The organism is Bacteroidota bacterium (genome assembly GCA_016713925.1).
GTDB lineage: Bacteria > Bacteroidota > Bacteroidia > AKYH767-A > OLB10 > JAJTFW01.
The window spans coordinates 936,011-958,660 of sequence record JADJOH010000002.1 but is presented as its reverse complement, the minus strand read 5'-3'; the positions used below and the strand labels follow the sequence as shown (position 1 = coordinate 958,660).

The 22,650-nt window shown below is 41.1% G+C and carries 19 protein-coding genes; 3 read left to right on the top strand and 16 right to left on the bottom strand.

Annotation, left to right across the window (positions count from 1 at the left end):
• Positions 1-41 precede the first annotated feature (41 nt).
• The 4 genes from IPJ86_03945 to IPJ86_03930 all read right to left on the bottom strand — a co-directional run bounded on the left by IPJ86_03945 (position 42) and on the right by IPJ86_03930 (position 7,976).
• Positions 42-3,842 (bottom strand): proprotein convertase P-domain-containing protein, encoded by a 3,801-nt coding sequence (locus IPJ86_03945; protein ID MBK7886469.1) that lies wholly within the window; start codon positions 3,840-3,842, stop codon positions 42-44.
• A 302-nt stretch (positions 3,843-4,144) separates the two neighbouring features.
• A complete protein-coding gene (locus IPJ86_03940; GenBank protein ID MBK7886468.1) occupies positions 4,145-5,296 on the bottom strand; it encodes a TlpA family protein disulfide reductase in 1,152 nt (383 codons plus the stop codon).
• A 9-nt stretch (positions 5,297-5,305) separates the two neighbouring features.
• Positions 5,306-5,566: a hypothetical protein gene (locus IPJ86_03935; GenBank protein MBK7886467.1), complete on the bottom strand. Its 261-nt coding sequence runs from the start codon at positions 5,564-5,566 to the stop codon at positions 5,306-5,308.
• A gap of 292 nt (positions 5,567-5,858) precedes the next feature.
• The gene (locus IPJ86_03930; GenBank protein MBK7886466.1) at positions 5,859-7,976 is read right to left on the bottom strand and encodes a tetratricopeptide repeat protein; all 2,118 of its coding nucleotides are present in this window, start codon (positions 7,974-7,976) and stop codon (positions 5,859-5,861) included.
• 263 nt (positions 7,977-8,239) lie between these two features.
• Here IPJ86_03930 and IPJ86_03925 point away from each other — a divergent pair, with 263 nt between their 5' ends.
• The gene (locus IPJ86_03925; protein ID MBK7886465.1) at positions 8,240-8,572 is read left to right on the top strand and encodes a hypothetical protein; all 333 of its coding nucleotides are present in this window, start codon (positions 8,240-8,242) and stop codon (positions 8,570-8,572) included.
• A gap of 146 nt (positions 8,573-8,718) precedes the next feature.
• Here the strand turns inward: IPJ86_03925 and IPJ86_03920 are convergent, their stop codons facing one another.
• The 8 genes from IPJ86_03920 to IPJ86_03885 form a co-directional block, all read right to left on the bottom strand.
• Entirely contained in the window at positions 8,719-9,345 is a 627-nt protein-coding gene (locus IPJ86_03920) for a hypothetical protein (protein MBK7886464.1), read from the bottom strand.
• A gap of 51 nt (positions 9,346-9,396) precedes the next feature.
• Positions 9,397-9,999 carry a WD40 repeat domain-containing protein gene (locus tag IPJ86_03915; protein MBK7886463.1) on the bottom strand — a complete coding sequence of 201 codons (603 nt, stop codon included), beginning with the start codon at positions 9,997-9,999 and terminating at the stop codon, positions 9,397-9,399.
• Positions 10,000-10,121: 122 nt separating this feature from the next.
• Positions 10,122-10,352, bottom strand: coding sequence for a hypothetical protein (locus IPJ86_03910; protein MBK7886462.1), 231 nt, complete (start codon positions 10,350-10,352; stop codon positions 10,122-10,124).
• A 4-nt stretch (positions 10,353-10,356) separates the two neighbouring features.
• Entirely contained in the window at positions 10,357-11,262 is a 906-nt protein-coding gene (locus IPJ86_03905) for a hypothetical protein (GenBank protein ID MBK7886461.1), read from the bottom strand.
• The gene (locus IPJ86_03900) at positions 11,198-12,079 is read right to left on the bottom strand and encodes a hypothetical protein (GenBank protein ID MBK7886460.1); all 882 of its coding nucleotides are present in this window, start codon (positions 12,077-12,079) and stop codon (positions 11,198-11,200) included. Before IPJ86_03900 ends, IPJ86_03905 begins: the two co-directional genes overlap by 65 nt.
• Positions 12,079-12,384, bottom strand: a complete 306-nt coding sequence (gene yidD, locus IPJ86_03895; protein MBK7886459.1) for a membrane protein insertion efficiency factor YidD — start codon at positions 12,382-12,384, stop codon at positions 12,079-12,081. The genes IPJ86_03900 and yidD overlap by 1 nt, the downstream gene beginning before the upstream one ends.
• Complete coding sequence (locus IPJ86_03890) at positions 12,378-12,587, bottom strand: hypothetical protein (protein ID MBK7886458.1); 210 nt, start codon at positions 12,585-12,587, stop codon at positions 12,378-12,380. The genes yidD and IPJ86_03890 overlap by 7 nt, the downstream gene beginning before the upstream one ends.
• A 256-nt stretch (positions 12,588-12,843) precedes the next feature.
• Positions 12,844-15,423: a sodium-translocating pyrophosphatase gene (locus tag IPJ86_03885; GenBank protein ID MBK7886457.1), complete on the bottom strand. Its 2,580-nt coding sequence runs from the start codon at positions 15,421-15,423 to the stop codon at positions 12,844-12,846.
• A 644-nt stretch (positions 15,424-16,067) separates the two neighbouring features.
• Here IPJ86_03885 and IPJ86_03880 point away from each other — a divergent pair.
• Entirely contained in the window at positions 16,068-17,132 is a 1,065-nt protein-coding gene (locus IPJ86_03880; GenBank protein MBK7886456.1) for a hypothetical protein, read from the top strand.
• Here the strand turns inward: IPJ86_03880 and IPJ86_03875 are convergent.
• The 4 genes from IPJ86_03875 to IPJ86_03860 form a co-directional block, all read right to left on the bottom strand.
• Positions 17,124-17,792 (bottom strand): DUF2306 domain-containing protein, encoded by a 669-nt coding sequence (locus IPJ86_03875; GenBank protein ID MBK7886455.1) that lies wholly within the window; start codon positions 17,790-17,792, stop codon positions 17,124-17,126. The genes IPJ86_03880 and IPJ86_03875 overlap by 9 nt on opposite strands.
• Positions 17,793-17,964: 172 nt before the next feature.
• The gene (locus IPJ86_03870) at positions 17,965-18,831 is read right to left on the bottom strand and encodes a LytTR family transcriptional regulator (GenBank protein MBK7886454.1); all 867 of its coding nucleotides are present in this window, start codon (positions 18,829-18,831) and stop codon (positions 17,965-17,967) included.
• Positions 18,832-18,860: 29 nt separating this feature from the next.
• Positions 18,861-19,931, bottom strand: coding sequence for a hypothetical protein (locus IPJ86_03865; GenBank protein ID MBK7886453.1), 1,071 nt, complete (start codon positions 19,929-19,931; stop codon positions 18,861-18,863).
• 65 nt (positions 19,932-19,996) lie between these two features.
• Positions 19,997-21,547, bottom strand: coding sequence for a tetratricopeptide repeat protein (locus tag IPJ86_03860; protein MBK7886452.1), 1,551 nt, complete (start codon positions 21,545-21,547; stop codon positions 19,997-19,999).
• 209 nt (positions 21,548-21,756) lie between these two features.
• On the opposite strand from IPJ86_03860, the gene IPJ86_03855 reads away from it, so the two are divergent.
• Positions 21,757-22,632, top strand: a complete 876-nt coding sequence (locus IPJ86_03855; protein MBK7886451.1) for a M23 family metallopeptidase — start codon at positions 21,757-21,759, stop codon at positions 22,630-22,632.
• Positions 22,633-22,650 lie beyond the last annotated feature (18 nt).

Below are 22,650 nucleotides of genomic sequence, written 5' to 3'. Positions count from 1 at the left end.
TTATAAAAAGAACGGCTTTGATTGAGTTTTATCAGTTTCTATTATTCAACAACCAGGCGCTGAGCAAAGGACTTACCATCCTGAAGAATACTTACTATGTAAACGCCGGAGTTCAGTTTGCGAACATCAACCATATAGTTGTTAATTCCATTAGATGGATGAATGGATTGAGTATACACCTCCTGACCAAGTACATTTGTAACTCTTAATGTAGAGGGCTGATCGGAATTGCTGTTAAACTGAACTTCAACATAAGTGGTGGCCGGATTTGGTAATAAAGATAAACCGGTTAACGCTGAAGTAGTGAAGTCAGATACCTTGATGCAGCTGTTTAATACGATACTCTTCGTTCTATTTGAAGAGGTAGAGCAAGCATTTGAGGCTTTCACTTTTATCTTACTGCTTACAGCATTCATAGCATAATTCACGCTGGCATTCAGTGTTCCTTGTCCTGCAGCGATGGTTGCATTGGTTGGAGCTGTCCAGGTATAAGAAGTAGCGCCATACACTGATGCAGCAGTATAATTTACTCCTTGTTGACCCTGACATACGCTGGCAGGTCCTGTGATAGAAGCAGGAATTGCCGGTGCAGCTTTAACACTCTTCACACGCGCTGTACTTGTACCGCATGCATTTTGGGCATTTACAGAAACATTGCCATTTGTAAATCCTGCTCCAAATTGTACTTGAATGTTATTAGTACCTTGTCCATTCAGGATGGTTGCACCCGATGGAACACTCCAGTTATAAGTCATTCCAACTACAGGCATAACACTATACGTTTGTTGTGAATTACACAAGCCCGTAGTTTGTCCTGATATTACACTTGTTGTTGCAGGAATATTTAATGAAAGCGATTTAACACGTGACAAGCTATTGCCACAACCATTTACAGCCTGAACACTCAATGTTCCACCGGCATAACCGGCATTAAACTGCAAACTGATTGCATGTGTACCCTGTCCGCTAAGTAAGGTAGTACCTGCAGGATTTGTCCATAAGTAAGAATTAGAGTTGGCTACGGTAGCAATACTGTAATTTACAACATCTCCGGCACAAGCTTTTCCGGTACCGGAAACAGAACCCGGTCTAACGGGTGCACTACTGTTTGCAGTTACAGCTACACATCTCGGTGCACTGCTGCCACAAGTATTATTTGAAATTACACATAGATCACCTGAAGAGGCACCGGTAGCATTCACAGTAACATTACTTGTACCTTGTCCGCTAAGACTCATTCCGGCAGGTACTGACCATGTATAGGAGGTTGCATTTCCAATTGGATTGATAGCAAAAGATGCTGACATGGGTAAACAATGATTGGCGGCACCTACAATGGATGTTGGTGCAATAGGAAGGTCAATGACAGTTACTGTTACGGTTGCGGAAGCAGAACAACCATTGTTGTCGGTTCCTATAACCGTGTATGTTCTGTCCACAGAAGGAGAAGCATTCACAGTGGAACCGGTAGTTTGATCCAATCCGGAAGAAGGACTCCAGTTATATGATGATGCGCCTGATGCAGTCAATGCCGTTGATTGTCCTGCACAGATACTGATGTTCGCACTTGCAGTAACCACAGGTAATGCATTCACAGACACAGTAACTGTTGATGAATTGGAACAACCATTGTCAGAACCCGTCACAGTATAAATGGTCGTTTGACCGGGAGAAGCTACAACACTGTTTCCTGAAGTTGTATTTAATCCTGTAGCAGGACTCCAGCTTAGATTGGGAGCTCCTGAGGCCTGTAGCGTAACTGATCCACCTGCACATATACTTGTACTTGCAGAGGCATTGATCACAGGCAATGGATTTACAACCACTGTTACATACGCCGTGTCGGTACAACCACTGGTAGTTCCAACAACAGTGTAGGTAGTAGTTTGTGATGGAGATGCAATAACCGCATTTCCGGTTGTTCCATTCAGACCGGAAGCAGGACTCCAGACATAAGTATCTGCCCCGCTCACTGAAAGATTTGCAGATTGTCCTGCGCAGATAGGTGCAGGTGTATTTGCAGTAACATTAATTCCATTCCCTACAACAACACTCACGGTCTGAGTTCCTTGACAACCGGTTCCGCTTTCAGTAGCAGTAACCGTATAAGTAGTATTTTGAGTAGGATTAACTGTAGGATTTTGATTAGTGGAGGTAAATCCTGCAGGTAATGAAGTCCAGTTATAGCTGAGTGTTGTAGGAACAACATCGTTTAATTTCAAAGTCCAGTAATTCAGCGTTCCTATATCTGTACCGGCCAAATCCATTATTTTGAGTGTCCAGGTACCGTTTGAATTTCCCGTTAATGATGTAAATGGACCATCGGGTCTGTAACTTCCGCCGAAAGGAGCGGAACCTTGAGATATTGAAAGTGCGGCACTACCTATAAAGATGGTGTTAGTAAAATTATTACCACTACCACCTCTGCGGTTACTTAAGTTAATCGCATTTCCGGAAGGAGCAATTAACTGGATTTGAAGATCACCATCATAAGTATGAGTAATGTCAAGTTGTACTGAAACAACTGTATTGGAATTGATAGTAACAGGATCAATATTATTAACGGTAATGAAACTTGAAATACCGGTTGCATTGTTATCAGGAATATTGTAAATAGTATTATTCGTATAGGTCACTACCTGATTGGATGTACCACCTCCGGTAGCTGATGCTCCTAGTTGAACATTTTCACCTGCACAAATATTAGCAGGAGTAGCAGTAGCCGTAACAGGAATCTGAGAAACAGTTACGGTTGTTGGTGTAGAAGTCGATACGCAAGATGTTCCGGTATTCACAGTAACACTATAATTTCCGGCTTGATTCACGGTGATAGATTGTGTAGTTGCACCATTCAACCATAAATAATTCGTTGCAGAACTTGCAGTGAGTGATACACTTCCGCCCTGACAGAAAGTGGTAGAACCGCTGGCTGTAACTACAGGTAAAGTACCACCTTGCTGTGTTAACGTCACTTGCACTGCGAGTACGTTATTTGTTTCATCACTTTCTAAAAAGTAGTTGTATGGATCTAACTGAATGACCATCCAGTAAGTTCCGTTACAAAGTCCGGGAGGAAGATTGATCCACATACCATCCAATGACTGGTAATAAATATCAGTGTATCCGGATGAAATTCCCTGAACAACACTAGAGCAACCGTAGTTACCTCCGCCTAATCCAAAATTAGGGAAGTTACCGTTTAGCATGGTATTGTTTGCACTGTCAACACAATGTCCATTGTAATAAGAACATGTTCCATAATCCATTAAACAAAAGGCAAGTTTTGAACCTGTACCTACTACAGGCCAGTTTAACGGATTTGGATCCGAAGTTGCAGTACGTAAAGTGTAAATACCCCAATCATCAACGTGCATATGTCCGTGTGATGGGTGATAAGTCATACTTCCTGCAAAACGGTCGATGTATGACATGGCATTACCATTTTTTTGATACACGCGTTGGTTCAATATCTGACGCAATGGCTGTCCGTTCGGACAAGTAAAGTTGCTGGGAACATTGTAAAATGTATCGGTACCACAAATAGCTGTAGGAGTAGTACGCACTTCCAGGGGACCAAACCCAATGTTAGGAGTAGAAACAGAAACACGTAAACGTCCGTCATTACCACTACAAGGAGGATTACAGGTTTGTGGATATTCTAAATATCCACTGGATCCATTCACCAGTAGTGGCGGACGTGCTACTTTAATATCCGGAAGCAGTTGACAATTTGTTGTACCGTCCTTACATACACAAGACGTCGCGTTGGTAGTAGTACATTGTGAATAACTGAAGAAGGGTGACAGTAGTAATGCAACCCAAAGTAGTAATTGTTTTTTCATGTGTGTATTATGGAGTATTTGTTTATTTCTTAAGAAGCAAGATGGGTATACAATCGATGGTAATCATTGGGAAAGGCAATAATTTCATTCTTTAGCTTTTTTTTTCCCGGATTTTACAAATATCGGGAGGAAGTAAGTAGTATTTTTGAGTTAATGGGCAAACGGCGAAAACTTAAGGGTAAATAACCCTCTTTTGTTTGTTAAGTTTTTTACCCTTTAAAGCATTTCAACTAAGCACCATTAGTAAAATGAGTGAATCCTACTCACTTAATTAATTAAATAATTGAAATACAGTACTTTAACTAATGTAATAGTCGGTCTAAAGTTCGATTGAACTCCTTCTTGTATTTCAACCAGAACTCGCCAGTAGCTGGGCCTGAAAACCCACTGGAAACTTTAACAACAGTCCCTTTTCGGTCTATAAAAAGAGTAGTAGGATAGGAGAAAAAGTTTGAAATGGCAGGAATTATTTTTTGTACTTCATCTTTTTGAGCAACACCGGCGATCAATACAGGATAAGATAAATTCAGACGTTTTTTAACTTTTCGGACATTGTTGGCAGCAATGCTGAATTCAGCAGTTCTTTCAAAGGACAGACCGATTACTTCAAGTCCTTCTTCCCCTCTATCCCTGTAAACACTATCCAAAAAAACAGATTCATCCATACAATTCGGACACCATGTGCCCATAATTTGTACAATGATAACACGATTACGATAGTTGCTCTGATCTAATGAAACAAGCTGGCTATCCGGATCCGGTAAATTGAAATTTATTTTACCTGTAGCCTGAGTAATGCTTGAAGGATCCCTCAGACGAACACTATCGTTAATGCATGCACGAAAAGGGGCTTTGTGATGATTTCCGGAATAGAACATTCCTTCCATTTTTCCATCTTTGATCTTAGCAAGATATAACCAGGCATGTGATCCATCGAAAACACTAAGCTTTAACGAATCTCCGTCTTTTATCCCATCTAAAAAACGATGATCTCCGGATTCAGTGAGGAAAGTGCCGGTAACAATTCCCTCCTTTTCCTCGAAGACTCCAATCGCGAGAGAAGAGTCCCCAGAATTTACATTGAACCAGGTTTCCCAACGGCCTGTTAACCTCTGTTCATCACTTTTTGTTTGCTGGGGTAAAAAACGATAGGACAGATTTTTTTGCGCAGTGAAAGGAATAACAGCAGGTACTTTTCTTCCTTTGTTTATCCATACGCCATGCATCGTTTCCCGACCTGCTTTTAAACGAAACTCTGAATCGTAAAGAGGCAATCGGATAAAAATGGAATCACCCGCTAAAGTAATTTCGTCACACACAATTCGTTCTTCAGCATTTTTAATGATCATGACAGGGTGTCCGTCGTGTTGAGCAAATTCAAACTGAAAAGGCAGGTTTGCATCAGGTAATTGCAGGATGCCCAGCCATATTCCAAGAAAGAAAGTGAATGACATGGTTTGTTTTTATAGAGGTTTAGAAGAGTACTTTTTCTCTTCGAATATAGCGGAAATCGTATAGATGGCGGGTGCAGACAATGTCATTTTTTGTTCACTATGGATGGTAAAGCCTTCTGCACTTTGAAATGTTAATTGCTGATTGAGGCAAAACCAGGCATTGGATTTTTCAAACAAAATAAAAATGGTGTTTACCTTATCTTTTAAATACGTAACACGCAGAAGTTTTACCGGAGCTTTTTTGTTGTTAGTGGTATAACTGATGACCATTTCTGAATCAATTAGAGTGGTGTCGCATTGGTAAGAATTCTTCCACGCCGGCCGGTCAATGGCGGATTCAAAAAATGGTTTTAATTCATTTTCCCAATCAGGAGTATAAACGGATCGGGTTTCTGTTTTATTTTTTGTTGAATCGTTTTAACTAAAATAGCTTCCTTCTCTTTCAATGTTGCGATCTCCTTATTCAAGAAAGTACTGATCGAAAAATAATTTATTTCCGGTTGTTTTTTGACTTCAGTACATCCGGTGATCAGAAGCACAAAGGAACAGAGTATCAAATTTCTCATAAAGTAGCACCCATACTCCGGGCTTTTTCAAAGTAAATTTTGGCATTAACCGTATCTCCTAAATTTTGCAATGTAACTCCCAGATTAATCACGGCTTTTACATTTCCGGGATCGGATTGAATGGCTCTTTCAAAATAACTCACAGCGCTATCCGGCCTTTGTAACATGATATAACAATTTCCACTGTTGTTTAAGGCATCGGTATAATTGCTTTTTATAGAGAGGGCTTTGGCATAATCTTTCAATGCTTCCCTGTAATTTCCTGCTTTAGCATACGTGTTACCGCGGTTATAGTATGCTTTGTCAAAGTCATTTTTAAGTGCAATGGATTTGTTTAATGCATCAATGGAAGCCTGTAGACTTCCTCCTTCACTCAGGTATAAACCATAGTTATTCCATGCATCTGAATTTTGCGGATCAAGTTTTACAGCGGCTTCCAGATCAGCAATAGCTTTGTCGTATTGCTTGTTCAAACCATAGGCAATTCCTGAACTGGTAAAATGATTTGCACCGTTGAATGCTTTATATGATCGTGCCTGCTCAAAAGCTAATACGGCATTTTTCGCATCCCCCAGTTCTTTGTATGCGATGCCCAGATGATACCAGGCATCGTTGTAATTTGGTAATATAGAAACGCCTTTTCGTAATTCAACGATAGCCCGTTCGAGATAATTTTTTCGGGTGGCTGACCCTTCCGGCTCCTCCAGGGCTTTTTCCACGAGTAAAGTGCTGCCCAGTGCGTAACGAATACGCGCACTTTCCGGTGATGATTTAACATCTTTCTGCAATAAGGTAAGGTTATCTTTCCAGTCGTTACTGCGAACAATAGTTCTTCCTCCAAAAATAATGAGAACAAGTATGCCGGGAATGAATAATTTGTTATTTCGTATATGCGAAACCGTTATAGGGCCTTCAAATGTTTTGTTTCCTATCAGCCACTTATTGGCAAAATAACCGGCCAGCAAACATAATCCCAGGGAAGGCGTGTAAATGAACCTTTCCGCCATAGTGGCTTCAATGAGGAAAAAGATATTTGAAACCAATAAAATAGTTCCGAGGAAGAAGAGAATGGCGAAGGAGATCATGCTTCGCCTGGGAAGATTTTTAAGAGCATAGATCAATCCAAAGACAATGATTCCGAAGGCCAGAAAGGCGAGGGGATGCGCAAAACTGACAGGGGGTATTGTATTGTAAGAGTAATCAAAAACCAATGTTGCCGGAAGGATGAACAACCCAAAATATCTGCCCATAATATAGAAGGCACCCGCCATTTGTGAAAGTTTATCTTTTGCACCAATTAACGAATTGTTGATGAGCATGAGATCATATCCTCCGCCAATCTCCCCTAAAACAGAAATCCGAACCAAAAAGTAAAGGCCAATCACTCCAATAAATACGGAAGAAAGTGTAATTGTCCTTTTAAAATCCACTTTCGTGAAACACCAAATAGCCAACGGAAATACACCCGCCCATGCCACAGAATTTTCTTTGGACAATAATGCCAGGAAAAAGGCAAGACATGAAAGTAAAATATATTTAAGTTTATTAGTATCTACATAACGAATGAGTCCTGAAAGAGCACCAATGCCAAAAAGGAAACTCAATAATTCATCTCTGCTTTTTATATTCGCCACCACTTCAGTATGCACCGGATGGAATACCCAGAGTAGGGTGATGAAGATGGGTATAAGAGGATGCATCTTTTGTAATAAACGCCTTAAAACGGAAAGTAAGATTACAGCACTCAGCGCATAGATCAGTATATTGATCAAATGTCCAAGAAAAGGTTGTTTGGGTGCAATGCCCCATTCTATTGCAAACATGGCTACAGAGATGGGCCGGTATAACCCTTCCTTCCTGTCCCAGAAACCGGCACGGTAGGAAGTGGTGAAAATCTCCTTTAATCCGCCAAAACCTTTAACCGTGAACTTATTATTTTCAATTACGGTCGAGTCATCCACGGTGTATTCATGGCCAAGGGTATTGGCATACAATAGAAAAGTGATGAAAGCAATGATGAAATAAATGCCTTTAAAGTTTATTTGCTTTCCGGTGGCTGATGTGTTTGCCGGCTTTACAATAGGACCAAGAGTGGAGGTTTTCTTTTTCTGCACCCTTCAAAGATATTATTTAGAAAGGAGATGCTTGCTTTAGAAGTGTTGCAATAAGCATTACTATAATTCATCATTATTTTCAAAGCTTAAAAATAGAGGTCGGAAGTGGTGTTTTTTAAGGGATTTCTAGTGAAAACCGGCAAATGGATTTATAATTGATTGAAAAACAATACTATGGAATAATTATAATTTTTATCATTACCCATAAAATTTGGTTTGTGTTGAATAAAAGGTATATTTGTCGCATAGAAAAGACCCATAATATGAAAAAAATTGCACTCCCAGTTTTAGTATGTTGCGCATTGGCATTGACTTCTTGCCAGCAGCGTCTATTAGACTTTACCGTAATCAGTTCTAAAAATGTGACTATGCGTCTCCCAAATGAGGCAAAAGGTCCACGTACTGAAGGTAAAGAAGTTAAAATGTGTACTGCTCCACAATTAAAAGCAGCAGTTGATAAAGCTATCGAGAAGGCTGGTCCAGGTTACGATGCACTTATTGACGGTGTTGTTTATTCAAGATATGAAGTTTTCCGTCAAGGTTGGGTAGTACAAGGTACTCCTATCAAAACTTCCAAATTGAAAGCTAGCGAATAATATTCCGGCAGATATTCAAAATGAAAGGGATCCCATCGGATCCCTTTCATTTTTTTTGACACCTGGCAGAGGTGAAAATTCTGCCTTACTCTTAAACTATATTTTAATTTTCTTGCGTACTCTTCAATATGAAGAAAAGAAATTTTTTAAAGTTCAATTATTCCTTTTGCGCAACCACTGAAAGTTATGCCGGAATCACTTTGGTATTTCCAGCTTCTTTTACCGTTGCGATCCACAATAATTTCTCCTCTGATGGATCGTACTTTATTGGCTAACCCTTTATCCCATTTTACCAGAATCGGAATATGTAATTCCACAGCTATATCATCTCTGAATACTTCACCGTAAAATATATCGGTAGTAGAATTGTCAGAACGTCCGGTGCAGCGTTCAAGAATTTTTGCGCCGGCATTTTGAGCAACAGCTTCGATATAGGCTTCAGTGGCTTTATCATTCACATCAAAGGTTCCTTTGAAAATTGGAGGAAGATCGCCGCCATTACCCGAGGAATTGGCCTGTCCTTGTTCAGTGGCAGCAGGAGCAGTATTAAAGGACTCCTCCGATCCATTTGCATACTTTATTTTAGAAATGGTATTTAAAGGAACAGTATAAGTCGGACCTTCCTGATTGTCAAATTTCTTATACTTTACAGCGTCAGGACTTAATTCAAGAATCTTGGTTTGAACAGTTCTGCCGTCGGTCAAGGTAATGACATCCTGAGCATAAGTAGCTGAAGTTAACAGCATTAAGGCTAAAGCAATTGTTTTTTTCATATTTTTAATGATAGGGATTACAAATTTACTATTTCCTTTGATCAATTAAGTTTAATGTCCCGCAATATCGATATTCCAGATTAAGATTGAATGATCAGCCAGGGCCGCGGCAATGGTTTTCCCGTCAGGTGAGTAAGCAAGATTTAAGATGGCACTTCCTTTCTCCCGGATCATCCTGAAATCCTTTTCATCGTTGAGATTCCATAAAATGATACTTCCATCTACCGACCCGGATACCGCGGAGGAATTGTACGGTGATAAAGTCATATAGGAAATACCATCTTTATGTCCGTTGAAGGTGGCAATCAGCTTGCCCGTGTTAAAATCCCATTTTCTTAATGTTTTATCAAAACTACCGGTAATAAGATATTTCATATCACTGCTTAGTCGGATAGCATATACCCAATCGTCATGTCCGGCAAAAGTTCGGGTGATATTTCCTGTGTTTACATCCCAGACTTTACAAACATTATCGTGATTGCAGGAGAGAAGGAATTTCCCATCCGGTGAGAAGAAGGCTTCATCGGTCCATATACTTTCTGAGAGCTGGATTGATTTTTTCAAATCAGGATAGTTCCAAATGGTAAGCGCATCTTCCTTCCAACTGGAGGTAACGATCAACTTATCATCCGGAGAAAAATTTGCAGATTTCACAAAACTCGCATGCGCATTTTTCTTTTTGGAAATTAATTTACAAGTAGCAAAATCATAGATGTATAGTTTCTCCAGGGTACCTACGGCAAACTGATCGCCTTTGTGACTGAAAGAAATGGCAGTTATCGGATCATCCCCACTTCAATTTCTTTGATGAGTTTATAATTTTCCGATACATTCCAAAGTTTTATGATTCCATCTTTACTCCCGCTTAACAAGGTTTTGCCGTCATTAGAGAATTTGCAAATGTTAACACCTTCTTTATGACCTAATAAAATCAGCGTGGGTTCTGTATTGCCTTTCGATTGATAGCTCAGGAGGAATAAAAAGAAAATAATAATTTTTGTTTTCATGGTTTTATTGTTTCTGTTGCAAGAGCTGAAGACTTACACGACTTAGTTCTGTTCGCACTTGATGATTGTACTCAGTTTTCTTTTTATGATTTTTCACAGGCACCAGCCAACTGGATTGATTGGCACCACCGAAATAAAAGTAAAGGAAGATATATACTCCCGCTGTAGCTGCGGTAATATAGGTGGTGTTAAATATATTCCATCCCACCCATGCACCGCTGCCTGAAACGAGCAGGAGGCTTACAAAACCCTTGCCGAAATTCCCATTGTATGCTTGCCCTAAACCGGGGAAGAGGAGTGAGAGTGTTTTCGCCTTTTTTATACTTCTGAGTTTAGGAATGTTTTCTTTGTCATAAACCATATTGACCTGTTCTGTCAATTCAGTTTTTAATGCAGCGTCTGTTCGCGGATTGCTTTGAATGAAATTGGTAAGAAACAATTTCGCCTCCATCCATTTTCCGGATTCGCCCAATGCCATTGCATAGAGCAGCGCTCCGGTAACTTCTGTTTCCTCCTCTACTTCCTGCAAATTGAATAAGGGCAGGATGCTCTTTTCTGCCAGTTCGAATTTATCGGACATATAGTAGCCAAGTGCTTTTTGAAAATAAATCCGGCTTTTCAAAGAATCACTCCCCGAAAAACCATCGAGTCGGGAAAGCAAGACCGGCACTTCGGCATGTTTACCGGTAGCTTTGAGACAGTCCGTTTTTTTTAAAAGGCATTCTGCCATCAACGCGGGGTTTCCGGGTTGCTGATAGAGGATGTATTCACATTCCAGCGAAGCGTCCTCATATTGATGCAGGGCCATCAGACTATCCACTTTGGAGAAGTCTGCAGACTGAGCATTAACGAAAGAGGTTGTCGACAGGAATGCGAAGACCAACAACAATATTGTGATGGATCTCGTCAATTTTTTCTTGGTATACAATATTTGCACTTAATGTACTTCCCCATATATTTCCCACATAAAAGAGAGCGAATAGACTTCCAAAGATATACAACTGCGGATTGTTAAATCCGTTTACTCTGTAGTTTTCAATGGTAATCGCTGCAAGCGGAACTGTTTTTAGAAATGCAGCCAGTCCTTGACCGGGTTTTCCCGTATACACTTTTCCCAACCCGGGAATCACCGCCGATAATGCTCCTGCCAGAAAGGCTGATTTCTTTTTAGTGGTTTGTAGAAGTACGTTGTATTGCTTGTAGTATTCAAACTCAGCCTGCAGCAAGGAGTCCTGTGGATGATAAACCGCTTGTATAGAATCGAAAGAAGAATGATCATGAAGAAGGAGATAGGTGCCGGATAATTCAAAATGTTTTAAATCGGTAAAAAAATTATTGTCATCGTAAAGTACTTCTTCAAGTTTCTTTCTCGCTGCTTTAAAATTTTTATTCTCTGCTTCGAGCAATGCAGAAGTATAAGCAGAAGGATAATAGAATACAGAATTATCACTTACTTTATCATAGTAACCGATTGCTTTCAACGGTTTTTTAAATTTATTAAAAGCCCCTGCACAAATAAAGCTGATGGTATCCCTGAAATCTTGTGAATAGTTTAAAGAATCCCGGAACAACCTGGCACTAAAATATTCTACATCATCCAATTGTTTTTGCTCGGTGAGATAAAGTAAAAAGTCAATTTCTTTCCGCAGACCAATAGAATCTTGTTGTGCCTGCGCGCTTGATAAACCACCCAACAAAAGCAGGAGGATAAAAAAATATTTTATCATCAATGTTTATGTTTATTGCAATAGTAGGCAGGCGTGTCGATCAGCATACCCTCCTTACTGATGCGCAAGGGGTGGAGATCTTTCGCCGCTAGTTTGGTGCAACGGGTGAGGCGATCAGCGCTGAGGGAAAGCCCTTTTATTAATCCGTACTGTAAAATAGATTGCTTACTGAAATTGGAACAACTGATTTCATAGGGACAATCCGCAGAAATTTGCGATGATATCACGGATTGATATAAAAATAATAATCCACCGAAAGTCAGATTCACCGGATTGTATTGTATCCATTTTTTCTTACCTACCAATAAGAAGGAAGGCTTCTTTTTACCGGGTAAGGATTAGAAGGAATATGACTGCTGAGCAATTGAAAGTCCGGGGAGATTGGCGATGCAGATACATTACGCTCTTGCGAAACTTTCGTTTTATTTTCTGATAAAAGCGTATCTCCTCCTGTCTCCGGTAGCGGGCCGAAGGAGAGCATAGAAAAGAAGAGGATCGTTGAAATCATGAAGTAAACTATCACATTTTTCGCTCACAAAAGTAAGAATTATCGAGGCGAAAGAAATGATATTTACAATATAAATTTTAGAATTGGGATCACGGATAAAAACAGATTTTGCTGATTTACACGGATATAATCTGCGTAAATCAGCAAAATCAGCGTTATCCGTGATCCTTATTTAAAGTAGTATAGAACTAAAATTTATTTACATAAAAAAAGCCCATGCTCAATGCACAGGCTCTTTCAAAAGTTATCTTATATTTTAATGAGCGCAACCGCCGTGTTCTCCTTTGCAGTCTTTTCCGGCTTCTTTACAGGCCGTCATACAAGCGTCATCGCAACCCTTGCTGCAATCATGTTGTGCAGAAGCTTTATGCATCGGGCAAGGTTTTCCATTACCACATTCGATGCCTTTCTCCTTGCACATCTTCATACATTCTTCTCCACATCCGGCACCGTTCATCATCATCTTACAGGAAGAAGCTTTGATGTGACACTTACCATTCTCCATCTTCACGCAATCGCTGCTATCACACTTTCCTGCAGCCATCCATTCTGCACACATAGCGGAGTCGATGATACAATTGCCTTCTGCATCCATCTCACAACCCATACCACTCATCTCTGATTGACATTCCATTTTCGCTTTACCTCCACAGCAATCATCGCCTGCAGCACCCGCTCCATGACCATCATTCAAAGCAATGAGTGGAGCAATGGTTAGTCCCACCAATGAGGTGAGTTTAATAAGAATATTCATAGAAGGACCGGAAGTATCTTTAAACGGATCGCCGACAGTATCTCCAACAACAGCCGCTTTGTGTGGCTCAGATTTGTTATAGTACATCTGGCCATCAATCTCCACGCCTTTTTCAAATGATTTTTTTGCATTGTCCCAGGCTCCTCCGGCATTGTTCTGGAAGATTGCCCATAATACTCCACTTACAGTAACTCCGGCCATATAGGCACCCAATGCTTCAGGGCCCATCACAATTCCGATGATGATTGGCGAAACGATGGTAATTACACCGGGCAACATCATTTCACGAAGAGCGGCTTTTGTAGAAATTTCAACACAACGACCGTATTCAGGCTTACCTGTTCCTTCCATAATACCCGGAATCTCTCTGAACTGGCGACGTACTTCGTTCACCATATCCATGGCAGCTTTACCTACTGAATTCATCGCAAGGGCGGAGAATACTACAGGCACCATTCCTCCAATGAAGAGTGCAGCAAGGACTTTTGCATCAAAAATATTGATACCGTTGATGCCGGTAAAGGTCACGTAAGCTGCGAAGAGTGCAAGTGCCGTTAAAGCGGCAGAAGCAATGGCAAATCCTTTTCCGATAGCCGCCGTGGTGTTTCCTACTGAATCAAGAATATCTGTTTTCTCACGTACATCAGCAGGTAATTCACTCATCTCAGCAATACCCCCTGCGTTATCTGCAATAGGTCCGAAAGCGTCGATCGCCAATTGCATAGCCGTGGTCGCCATCATCGCGGATGCAGCAATACCTACCCCATAAAATCCGGCAAGTGAATAAGCTCCCCAAATGGCTCCGGCGAATAGAATAACAGGCATAGCAGTAGATAACATTCCGGTACCCAGTCCGGCGATGATATTGGTAGCAGCTCCTGTTCCTGATTTTTGTACAATATCTCTGACCGGTTTTTTATCAAGTCCGGTGTAATACTCCGTAATATAAGAAATAGCGGCTCCCACAAACATTCCAATCACAACCGCCCAGAAAACATTCATGGAACTGGTATAAAGTTCATTGAAATTACCATCGTTAAAAGCTCTCATAGTCATCTGTGCAGGAAGCATCAGATCAATCAGGAAGTATGAAGCAGCCAATGCAATGAGGATAGAGACCCAGTTACCACGGTTTAACGCGGACTGAACAGTGTCTGTATTTGCGAGTGCTCCTTCTTTAATAGATACCAGCCATGAACCAACGATAGAAGCGATGATACCTACACCGGCAATACTCAAGGGAAGCAAAATAGGACCAATACCACCGAAGGCATCCTGAATACCGCCCATATCACGGATCACATAATTTCCAAGTACCATAGAGGCTAAAACAGTAGCTACATAGGATCCAAAAAGATCAGCTCCCATCCCGGCTACATCACCTACATTGTCTCCAACGTTATCTGCTATAGTGGCAGGATTTCGTGGATCATCTTCAGGAATTCCTGCTTCCACTTTTCCTACTAAATCAGCGCCTACATCAGCCGCTTTGGTATAAATACCACCTCCTACACGGGCAAAAAGTGCAATCGATTCAGCACCCAATGAGAATCCCGCCAAAACTTCCAGCACCTGTGTCATCTGTTCATTCCCTGTCATTACTCCACCCATGAAAAACTGGTAGAAACAGATAAAGAGAAGACTCAATCCCAGCACAGCCATACCGGCTACCCCAAGACCCATTACCAATCCGCCGGTGAAGGATACATTTAATGCTTTTGCCAGGGAAGTACGTGCAGCCTGAGTGGTTCGAACGTTGGCTTTTGTAGCAATGCGCATCCCGCTGTATCCGGCCACTGCACTGAATATACAGCCAATAATGAAAGCGACAACGATCAGAATATGAGAACTTTCAACCATCTGGCTGAGAATTCCCAATCCGATGCTGGCGAGTACCATATAAATGGCCAGAATTTTATATTCTGATTTCAGGAAGGACATTGCGCCTTCAGCAATTGCGGATGAGATTTCCTCCATTTTGGAGTCACCTGCATCTTGTTTCTTTACCCAGCTGGCTTTCACGAACATGTAAATAAGTCCAATGATTCCAAGTACCGGTACGATATATACGAAATTTTCCATAGTCACTATTTAAGGGGTGCGAAGGTAGGTCTTTTAAAGAAAGCAGGCAAATCTTTTGTAAATAATTAATTATTAGTATGTTATATATTTATTAAATTCAAATAGACTGGAATTCTTTGTCGGGTTGAAGGGAAGCGTCTGCTCTTTACCAATTGATAACGAATTATTTTTCTTTCTCAGGGGCTTTGATACGTGGAATTTCAAAGAGTGTTTTGCGAGTAATAGCTTTTTATATAGAAGTGAAGGAGAAATTGGGCATTTATTGATTGTAGCCCTGTAGGGGCGGCATCTCTGTAAAGGAAATCATCTTCTCCCACCTATGCCGGCAGCTGACCGTAGGTCGGCTGCCGGCGATGAAAGGAAAGGGGAGTTTGTCGGTTAAAGAGATACCGCCCCTACAGGGCTTATACTGAAGAAATATCCATCTCTGTTCTGACATTATCTCTTTTTCTGTCTTCTGCAAAAAAAACTATTCTGAAGATAGTCAAAGAACTCTTCGGATTTTAATTTAAGGTGTCACAGTGCGGAAGTCAGGATGAGAGGGTTAGAATTTTTTAGGAAGGGTCTGTTAAAAATCACCCTCAACGGTTTTTGTCATCTATGATCAAATCCATATCTTTGATGAGATGCGGAAAATAGTTTTCTTGCTTTTAATATTGCTCTCCGGCTTGGTGACTTATCACGAAGCAAAGGGAGCTACCCGCATTTATATTCCTGTGCAATTTGTGGTAGTCAATGGAGATTTTTCTGAATCCATGATTTATTTACGCAGAGAAGGAGAGACTGTCGCCTCTTTTCGCGGACAAAAAAATCTCCGCTTGCGATTGGATTTTAATACCGAGTATACCATTGATTTTACAAAACCGGGTTATATCACCAAAACCATTCGTGTTAACACTAAGGTGGAAGAAGACAGAAAGAAGTATGGTTTTGATCCCTATAAAATTGGTGTGAGATTGTTCAAACAATATGAGGGTGTCAACACGGTGATCTATAATCAACCGGTGGCGTCTATCCGCTATTTGGCAGAGATGGATGATTTTGGATATGACACGGATTACACCAAATCAATTTTATCAGCATTAAGCAGGACGGAAGAAATACTGGAGAAAAGGGCGAAGGACGAAATTGAAGAGATGGAGGCGAGGGCAGCGAGAGATAAAGCGGACATGAAGGCTAAAAAGGCCATTGCTGCAACTCCAATAAAAAATCCGGAGAAGAATCAGGTAGAGGAAGAAGTAATAGAATCGAAAGCGATTGAAAAATCTAATGATACATTGCAGGAGCCGAAGCAGGATCTGGCATCTCCCGGTCAGGCCGGTGATGATAGAGCGGTGATCAAACCATTTCCGGTCGCCAAAGGGGAAGAGCCTTTAGGTGGATTTGATAAAGCGGGTGCGGAAGAAATGCCGGCAACGGGTGGAGGTGATGATGGAAAAGACGTGCAGCAGATTCATTTGACAGAGACCATCGGAACAGAAAAATCTCCTGAACAAATAGCACCGGAGATAGAATCCGGCAGGGAAATCCAAAAGATCATTGAGCCCAACAGGACGATCACCGTTTTTCGAATAAAGAACGGAACTCATATAGAAGAGTTCAGAAATGTGAATTACAATTGGGGTGGCATGTTTTATTTTATGAATGATGCAACTCCTATTTCCGAACACCTCTTTCACTATATGACGCAAAAACCGGTCTCACGGTAAAATGACTTTGCCCTTTCCTTTCTTAAATTTCCTAACGGTATAAGATATAAAAGGTGCGATGATCAATGAGGGCATGAGCCAGGTAATGAATGCCGGACTTATGTTTACATTTTGTACCAAAAATGCAGTTATCGTGGCAATGTATCCCCCCATCATTCCGATGATATGTTTTATCAGCCAGTGATTTTTCTCTTTTGGTGGAACAGTGAACCTTTTATAATCTCCTATGACGCCTGAAGTAAGTACTCCACCAAATGCTAAAGGTACTAATCCGAAAGTGTTGCCCTTTGCAAGAATCAACCAGCTTCCCATGAACAACAAACCTGCTCCGGCTAAAACGGAAAAGGCGAGTATAATCCAATCAAAGGTGGCCGCTTTTTGTCCCTTGTGCAGCATTTTCAGCGATAAGGCTCTGTATCCCGTTAGGACCAAATAACAACTAAAGATGCCTACCATAAACAGGAACCAGTTTTCCCGTAAGACAGAGAGTACGATCGACGTCACGAAGATGACCAGCATCGACCAGAAATATATTTTCCCGCTTTGGCGGTGAAGGCGTCCGCCATCCTGATTGAGCATGGCTACAGGTCCCGAGAGTAATGCCAGACTGCCGGCGATGATGTGCATCCAGCGCAAAGAATCAATAATAATTGTTTCCATGATTATTTTTATTTGCTGCAAATGAACAATGAATTTGATTTGACGTCAACTCCAAAGGGATGATTGCACAGCTTTTGGGAGGATGAGTTGAATTTGGGATGAAAAGCAAGGTGAAAATCAATGTAGGGATGAATGGTAAGCTAAAAAAACAGGGATTTCCTACGATAAATTATTACATCGAAAGTCGCGTACTTATTTCTTCATTTAAATTTCTGGAGACCGGAACGATGGTGTCGGTCCCGTTCAATACCAAACGGTAACCTTGTGAATTTCCGGTGACGGATACCACACGGTCAAGATTGACGATCCATGCCCGGTGACACCGGTAAAATGCAGTATAGGTGCGCAGATCATTTTTCGTGTTTCTCAGGGTTCCTCTCAGCAGCTTTTTCTGTTCAATACCATTTTGCAAATAATGTACTTCGATATAGTTATCCGCTGAAGTAATAAATAATAAATCCCGTGCAGGTATTTTTAATTCTTCTTTTTGATTGTCAGACCTAAGGGTGATGATGGCGCCCGGATCCGAATCCAGTCGCTTCTTAAAATTCATATGGTCAGAAATATTTTCTGCTTCTTTCAGATTACGACGGGTGAGTACCAATTGCATGATCATTACGTTGATGATTACCGGCAGAACGGCGACCATTAACGTGTACAATTGAAAGTACAAGAGATAACGCAGGTTGAAGAAATCATTAAAAATGACCATGGAATAAAGCGCATTGCCAAGGCCGATGGTGAAAATGATCCAGAGCAGAAAGCTGATCTCCCGTCCTATTGTCCATTTACTTTCATTGAAAAATTTTGGCAAAAGTGTAGTGACCCAGAACGTGTTGATCAATACCATGATCAAAGTAACTGCTCCATATCCCAATGTTAATTTTAATGCGACGATGTTATCGAAGCGGTGCAATTGGAAAGGACGAAAGGCAAACAGGAAAACGAAAACAAAGAATCCTGTAAATAAGGCGGCCCTGATTTTTCCTGAGGGACTATCACTAAGGGGATAAGGTTTCGATAGTAAGGATAAAATCATCGTATATCCATTAGCGTTATAAGGAAGGCTTATTGCAGATATTTTTGCTGAAAAAATTCCGTGTAAGCTTTCATGTCTTTCGTACGTGTTAGTTCAGAAAGATTTGTTTGGGAAATGATGAAGTACTGCACCAATTGCGGATCAAATTGATCGAGTAAATTCTGCTCTGAAATGATCGTCTGATAATACGTCATGGCATCGTCTTTTGATTCAAACGACATCACCGCGATGTACTGCAGATTAAGATCAATGTTTCCGTTATTCACAGTGAGTTGCTGATCAGTAAAATCAATATTATTGAATGCATTGATTTTCGCGATGAGTTCTGCAGGAGCTAACGCGTTTTTTGGGAAGATGATTACAAAAAACTGCATGCTGTTGGCATCGAAGAGGTACTTGGCAGACTTCGCAAATGGATCCGTCAGATTATTGGTATCCACCGGAATGGTGTCAATGGCTGTAGCTTTTACATTGTTGCCTTTAATGAAGTCAAGAATTTCCTTGGCTTTCATACTCACGGAATCTTTTGGAAAACTCCGGATGACATCTTCCAACTCAAATTGAAAATCATTGATAGATCTGGTCTTCCCGACAGCCATCGCTTTTAAGAAGGCGAATTTGGGAGATAGCTTATTGTTAGCCGGGAAGGACTGATCCGCATAGGCTTTACGCTCGATGACCTGATCATATTGTCTGTTTAAATAGGCACGGTAGGTGTTTTCATAAAACACTTCCAGTACTTCTGATTTTCTTTTCATCTCCCGGAAGAAATCCGGATTTTGAATAAGCCGTGCATAGTCCGATTCCGGTGCGTTGGTAAGAATATAGTTCTTATAAAAATCCGCTTTCTCTGTATTCCCAAGTAATGTATGTGTACGGTATAGATTATAATAAGCCGGGAGTTTATATTTATTATCAGGGAATCTCTTGTCGAGCGTTTCAAAACTATTGATGCTTTCGTTGAGATTATTCAATTGTTCTTTATAGATAACTCCGCAATTGTAATAAGCTTCTGTTATTTTTTTGTTGGATTCAGCAATTTGTTCCGGAGAACTTGGAATTTGTGCGAGATAGGCTTCCTTCCTTGCTTTTGAATCCAATTTGGCAATGGAGTCATTCAGACTTTGCTGGTTGAATGCAGAACTGTCAACAGTAGTGGTATCTGTTACATCTCCCCAATTGTCATCTCTTTTTCACTGCGCCTCCAGTTGTCTTCCTGCTTTCGACTGCCCCATCTTTTTACAAATTCACTGTATCCAAAACTGATTGCCGACTGATTGTAAAAATACCATGCACCTTGTGCCGCTGTTGCCGGTGCATTGAGGGCACGGGGTTGACTCTTCAGATCTTTTTCTTCCTTTATTTCCAATTCTTCGAGCCGCTGTTGATCTTCCTGTTCTTTCTTCACGCGTTCCTTCTCTGCATCTTCAGCTTCTACCAAACTGCCAATCATCGCTTCGCGCTCCGACGGAGACATCGCCATCAATCGTTGTAAGCTATCTTCCTTCATGATGACCTTCAGATTACTCACCAGTCGCTCTAAACTATTGCGCTTAGCTTGTATATCGAAGTAATCCGGATGATCATTGGTAAGATTGGTCAGGCAACTATCATAATAAGCAGCAGCAGGTAAATACTCGGGGCGCTTGAGGTAAATATTCCCAAGCTCTAAGTAACTCAACGCTTTTTGTGTGGTATTCGAAGTAGAGGCCCTGAGCGATTGATTGAGTAAATCAACAGCAAGGGGTTCATTCTTTTCCTGAGAAGCAACACCGGCGAGCGCATAATAAAGCTGATCTCTGTATTCCTTGTTTTTCTCGTCCTTCAACATTTTCTGCAATTCCCTTTTTACGATGGACGCATTGCCACTACCGGTATCGTAACAACGTGCTCTGTTGATTCTGGCATTAAACGCCATTTCATAGGGAGGATTCAGCTTGAGCACTTTTTCATAGGATGCAAAGGCTTTGTTCAAGGAATCAGAACGCTGGTACAATTGTCCGAGGATGAAATAATAACGCGAACGATCATCTTTCTTCTTGCTCGTGGAGGCGGCCATTTGCAAGGCATCCATGGCGCGGGGAATATCATTACGGATGAGATGGTATTGTGCCAATACGGCATTGTAAAATCCTTTTAACTTAACGGGAAATTTTTTATCGGCTTTGAGGAAGTCAAGAAGATATTCTGCATCCGTTGTTTTCCCCAACTCAAGATAGGACCGTGTCAGCCAGAGCAAGGCTTCCGGGCGTATTTCATCATCCTTATATTCCGAACTGATGTATTGAAAAGTCTCAATGGAAGACCAGAAATCATGTTTATAAAACTGACTCTGCCCCACCACCATATAGCACTCCGGAATCCAGGGGTTGCGCTCTGCAAGTTTTCGATCCTTCTTCCCTTTTACGATCATCGAGTGACGGGTGATCGCAATAGAAACTTTTTTTATCGCCTCATCAAAATCAGGAAAGACGGCCTTCGCCTTGTTCAGATCAGCAATCTTGAAGATAGAGAGTACCCGATCGTATTTATCTTCATGTGCATCTGCAAGTGTAGCCGCACCTTGTTTCATGCGCTCACGACCATTAAAATAAAAATTATAATGGGTGGTAGTACCGTGATAGGTGCGACTTACTATATTATTTTTTCGCACGCTGCATGACCAAAAAATGATCGCGGTAAGTACAAACAACAGACTAAATCGAAGTTTATTCACAGATGGATAGCGTCGGGATATTCAGTATTAACTGAAAATTTCAGGTTTTAGTATAGACAGGCAAATATAGGAAATGACCGTATGCAGAGCTGATTTTCTGCGTGTTTTCATTCTCCTGTGGGTAGCTCATCACCTGTTTTTAACCACCAAACCCTATGGCAGGTTACAGGGAGCAGCTCAAACTTGTAAGTTTTACGATATTTGCCGGTATGTCGAGTCCGAAAGCGAGAAGGAGAAAGATTGTCAGGAATTTACAGAACAAGTTCAGGCTGGTGGTCATGAACGACCAAACGCTGGAAGAAAAGTTCTCTATTCGCTTGACACCCATGAACATTATCGTGTTCGGCGGGACCTTTGCCCTGAGTTTGATTACCCTGACTTTGTACCTGATTGCATTTACGCCCTTGCGGGAATATATCCCCGGCTATACAGATGTTACCATTCGAAGGAACCTCGTCGCGGTTGCTTTGAAGACGGATTCCGTTGAAAATCAGCTTAATGCTCAGGAGGCATATTTGGCAAACCTGCTGAATGTGTTGAATGATAAGGTGGATACCACTCAGCCGGTAAAGAATTTTTCGGAATCTGCCCTGAATGATACCTTACGAAAACTGGATAAATCTGAGGAGGATTCCCTGATGCGCCTCCAAATGGAAGGAGCCGATCGTTTCGAACTCAATGAATCGAATGAGAGATCCTTTTCTACCGGAATTGGAAGTATTGCATTTTTTACACCGCTCAAAGGAAGTATCACCACTAAATTTAATCCGGTACAAAAGCATTTTGGCATCGACATCGTTGCCGGACCCAATGAAGTAATAAAATCAAGTCTCGATGGCACAGTAGTCATATCGAGCTTCACCTCTGAAACCGGTTATGTCATAGGTGTGCAGCATACGAATAATATTTTCACGCTCTATAAACATAATTCCGCCCTGCTGAAATCTGTTGGTGATTATGTGAAGGCAGGAGAAGTCATCGCCATCATTGGAAATACGGGAGAGTTCAGTACCGGTCCTCATTTACATTTTGAACTCTGGTACAATGGCAGTCCTGTGAATCCACTGGAGTATATTAGTTTTTAAATTGTGAATTTCATTGTT

Excerpts from the sequence above, each read along its gene's own strand:
- IPJ86_03945 (MBK7886469.1), bottom strand. The coding sequence starts at position 3,842 with ATGAAAAAACAATTACTACTTTGGGTTGCATTACTACTGTCACCCTTC.
- IPJ86_03940 (MBK7886468.1), bottom strand. The coding sequence starts at position 5,296 with ATGTCATTCACTTTCTTTCTTGGAATATGGCTGGGCATCCTGCAATTA.
- IPJ86_03935 (MBK7886467.1), bottom strand. The coding sequence starts at position 5,566 with ATGGTCATCAGTTATACCACTAACAACAAAAAAGCTCCGGTAAAACTT.
- IPJ86_03925 (MBK7886465.1), top strand. The coding sequence starts at position 8,240 with ATGAAAAAAATTGCACTCCCAGTTTTAGTATGTTGCGCATTGGCATTG.
- IPJ86_03920 (MBK7886464.1), bottom strand. The coding sequence starts at position 9,345 with ATGAAAAAAACAATTGCTTTAGCCTTAATGCTGTTAACTTCAGCTACT.
- IPJ86_03910 (MBK7886462.1), bottom strand. The coding sequence starts at position 10,352 with ATGAAAACAAAAATTATTATTTTCTTTTTATTCCTCCTGAGCTATCAA.
- IPJ86_03900 (MBK7886460.1), bottom strand. The coding sequence starts at position 12,079 with ATGATAAAATATTTTTTTATCCTCCTGCTTTTGTTGGGTGGTTTATCA.
- IPJ86_03890 (MBK7886458.1), bottom strand. The coding sequence starts at position 12,587 with ATGATTTCAACGATCCTCTTCTTTTCTATGCTCTCCTTCGGCCCGCTA.
- IPJ86_03885 (MBK7886457.1), bottom strand. The coding sequence starts at position 15,423 with ATGGAAAATTTCGTATATATCGTACCGGTACTTGGAATCATTGGACTT.
- IPJ86_03875 (MBK7886455.1), bottom strand. The coding sequence starts at position 17,792 with ATGGAAACAATTATTATTGATTCTTTGCGCTGGATGCACATCATCGCC.
- IPJ86_03870 (MBK7886454.1), bottom strand. The coding sequence starts at position 18,831 with ATGATTTTATCCTTACTATCGAAACCTTATCCCCTTAGTGATAGTCCC.
- IPJ86_03855 (MBK7886451.1), top strand. The coding sequence starts at position 21,757 with ATGTCGAGTCCGAAAGCGAGAAGGAGAAAGATTGTCAGGAATTTACAG.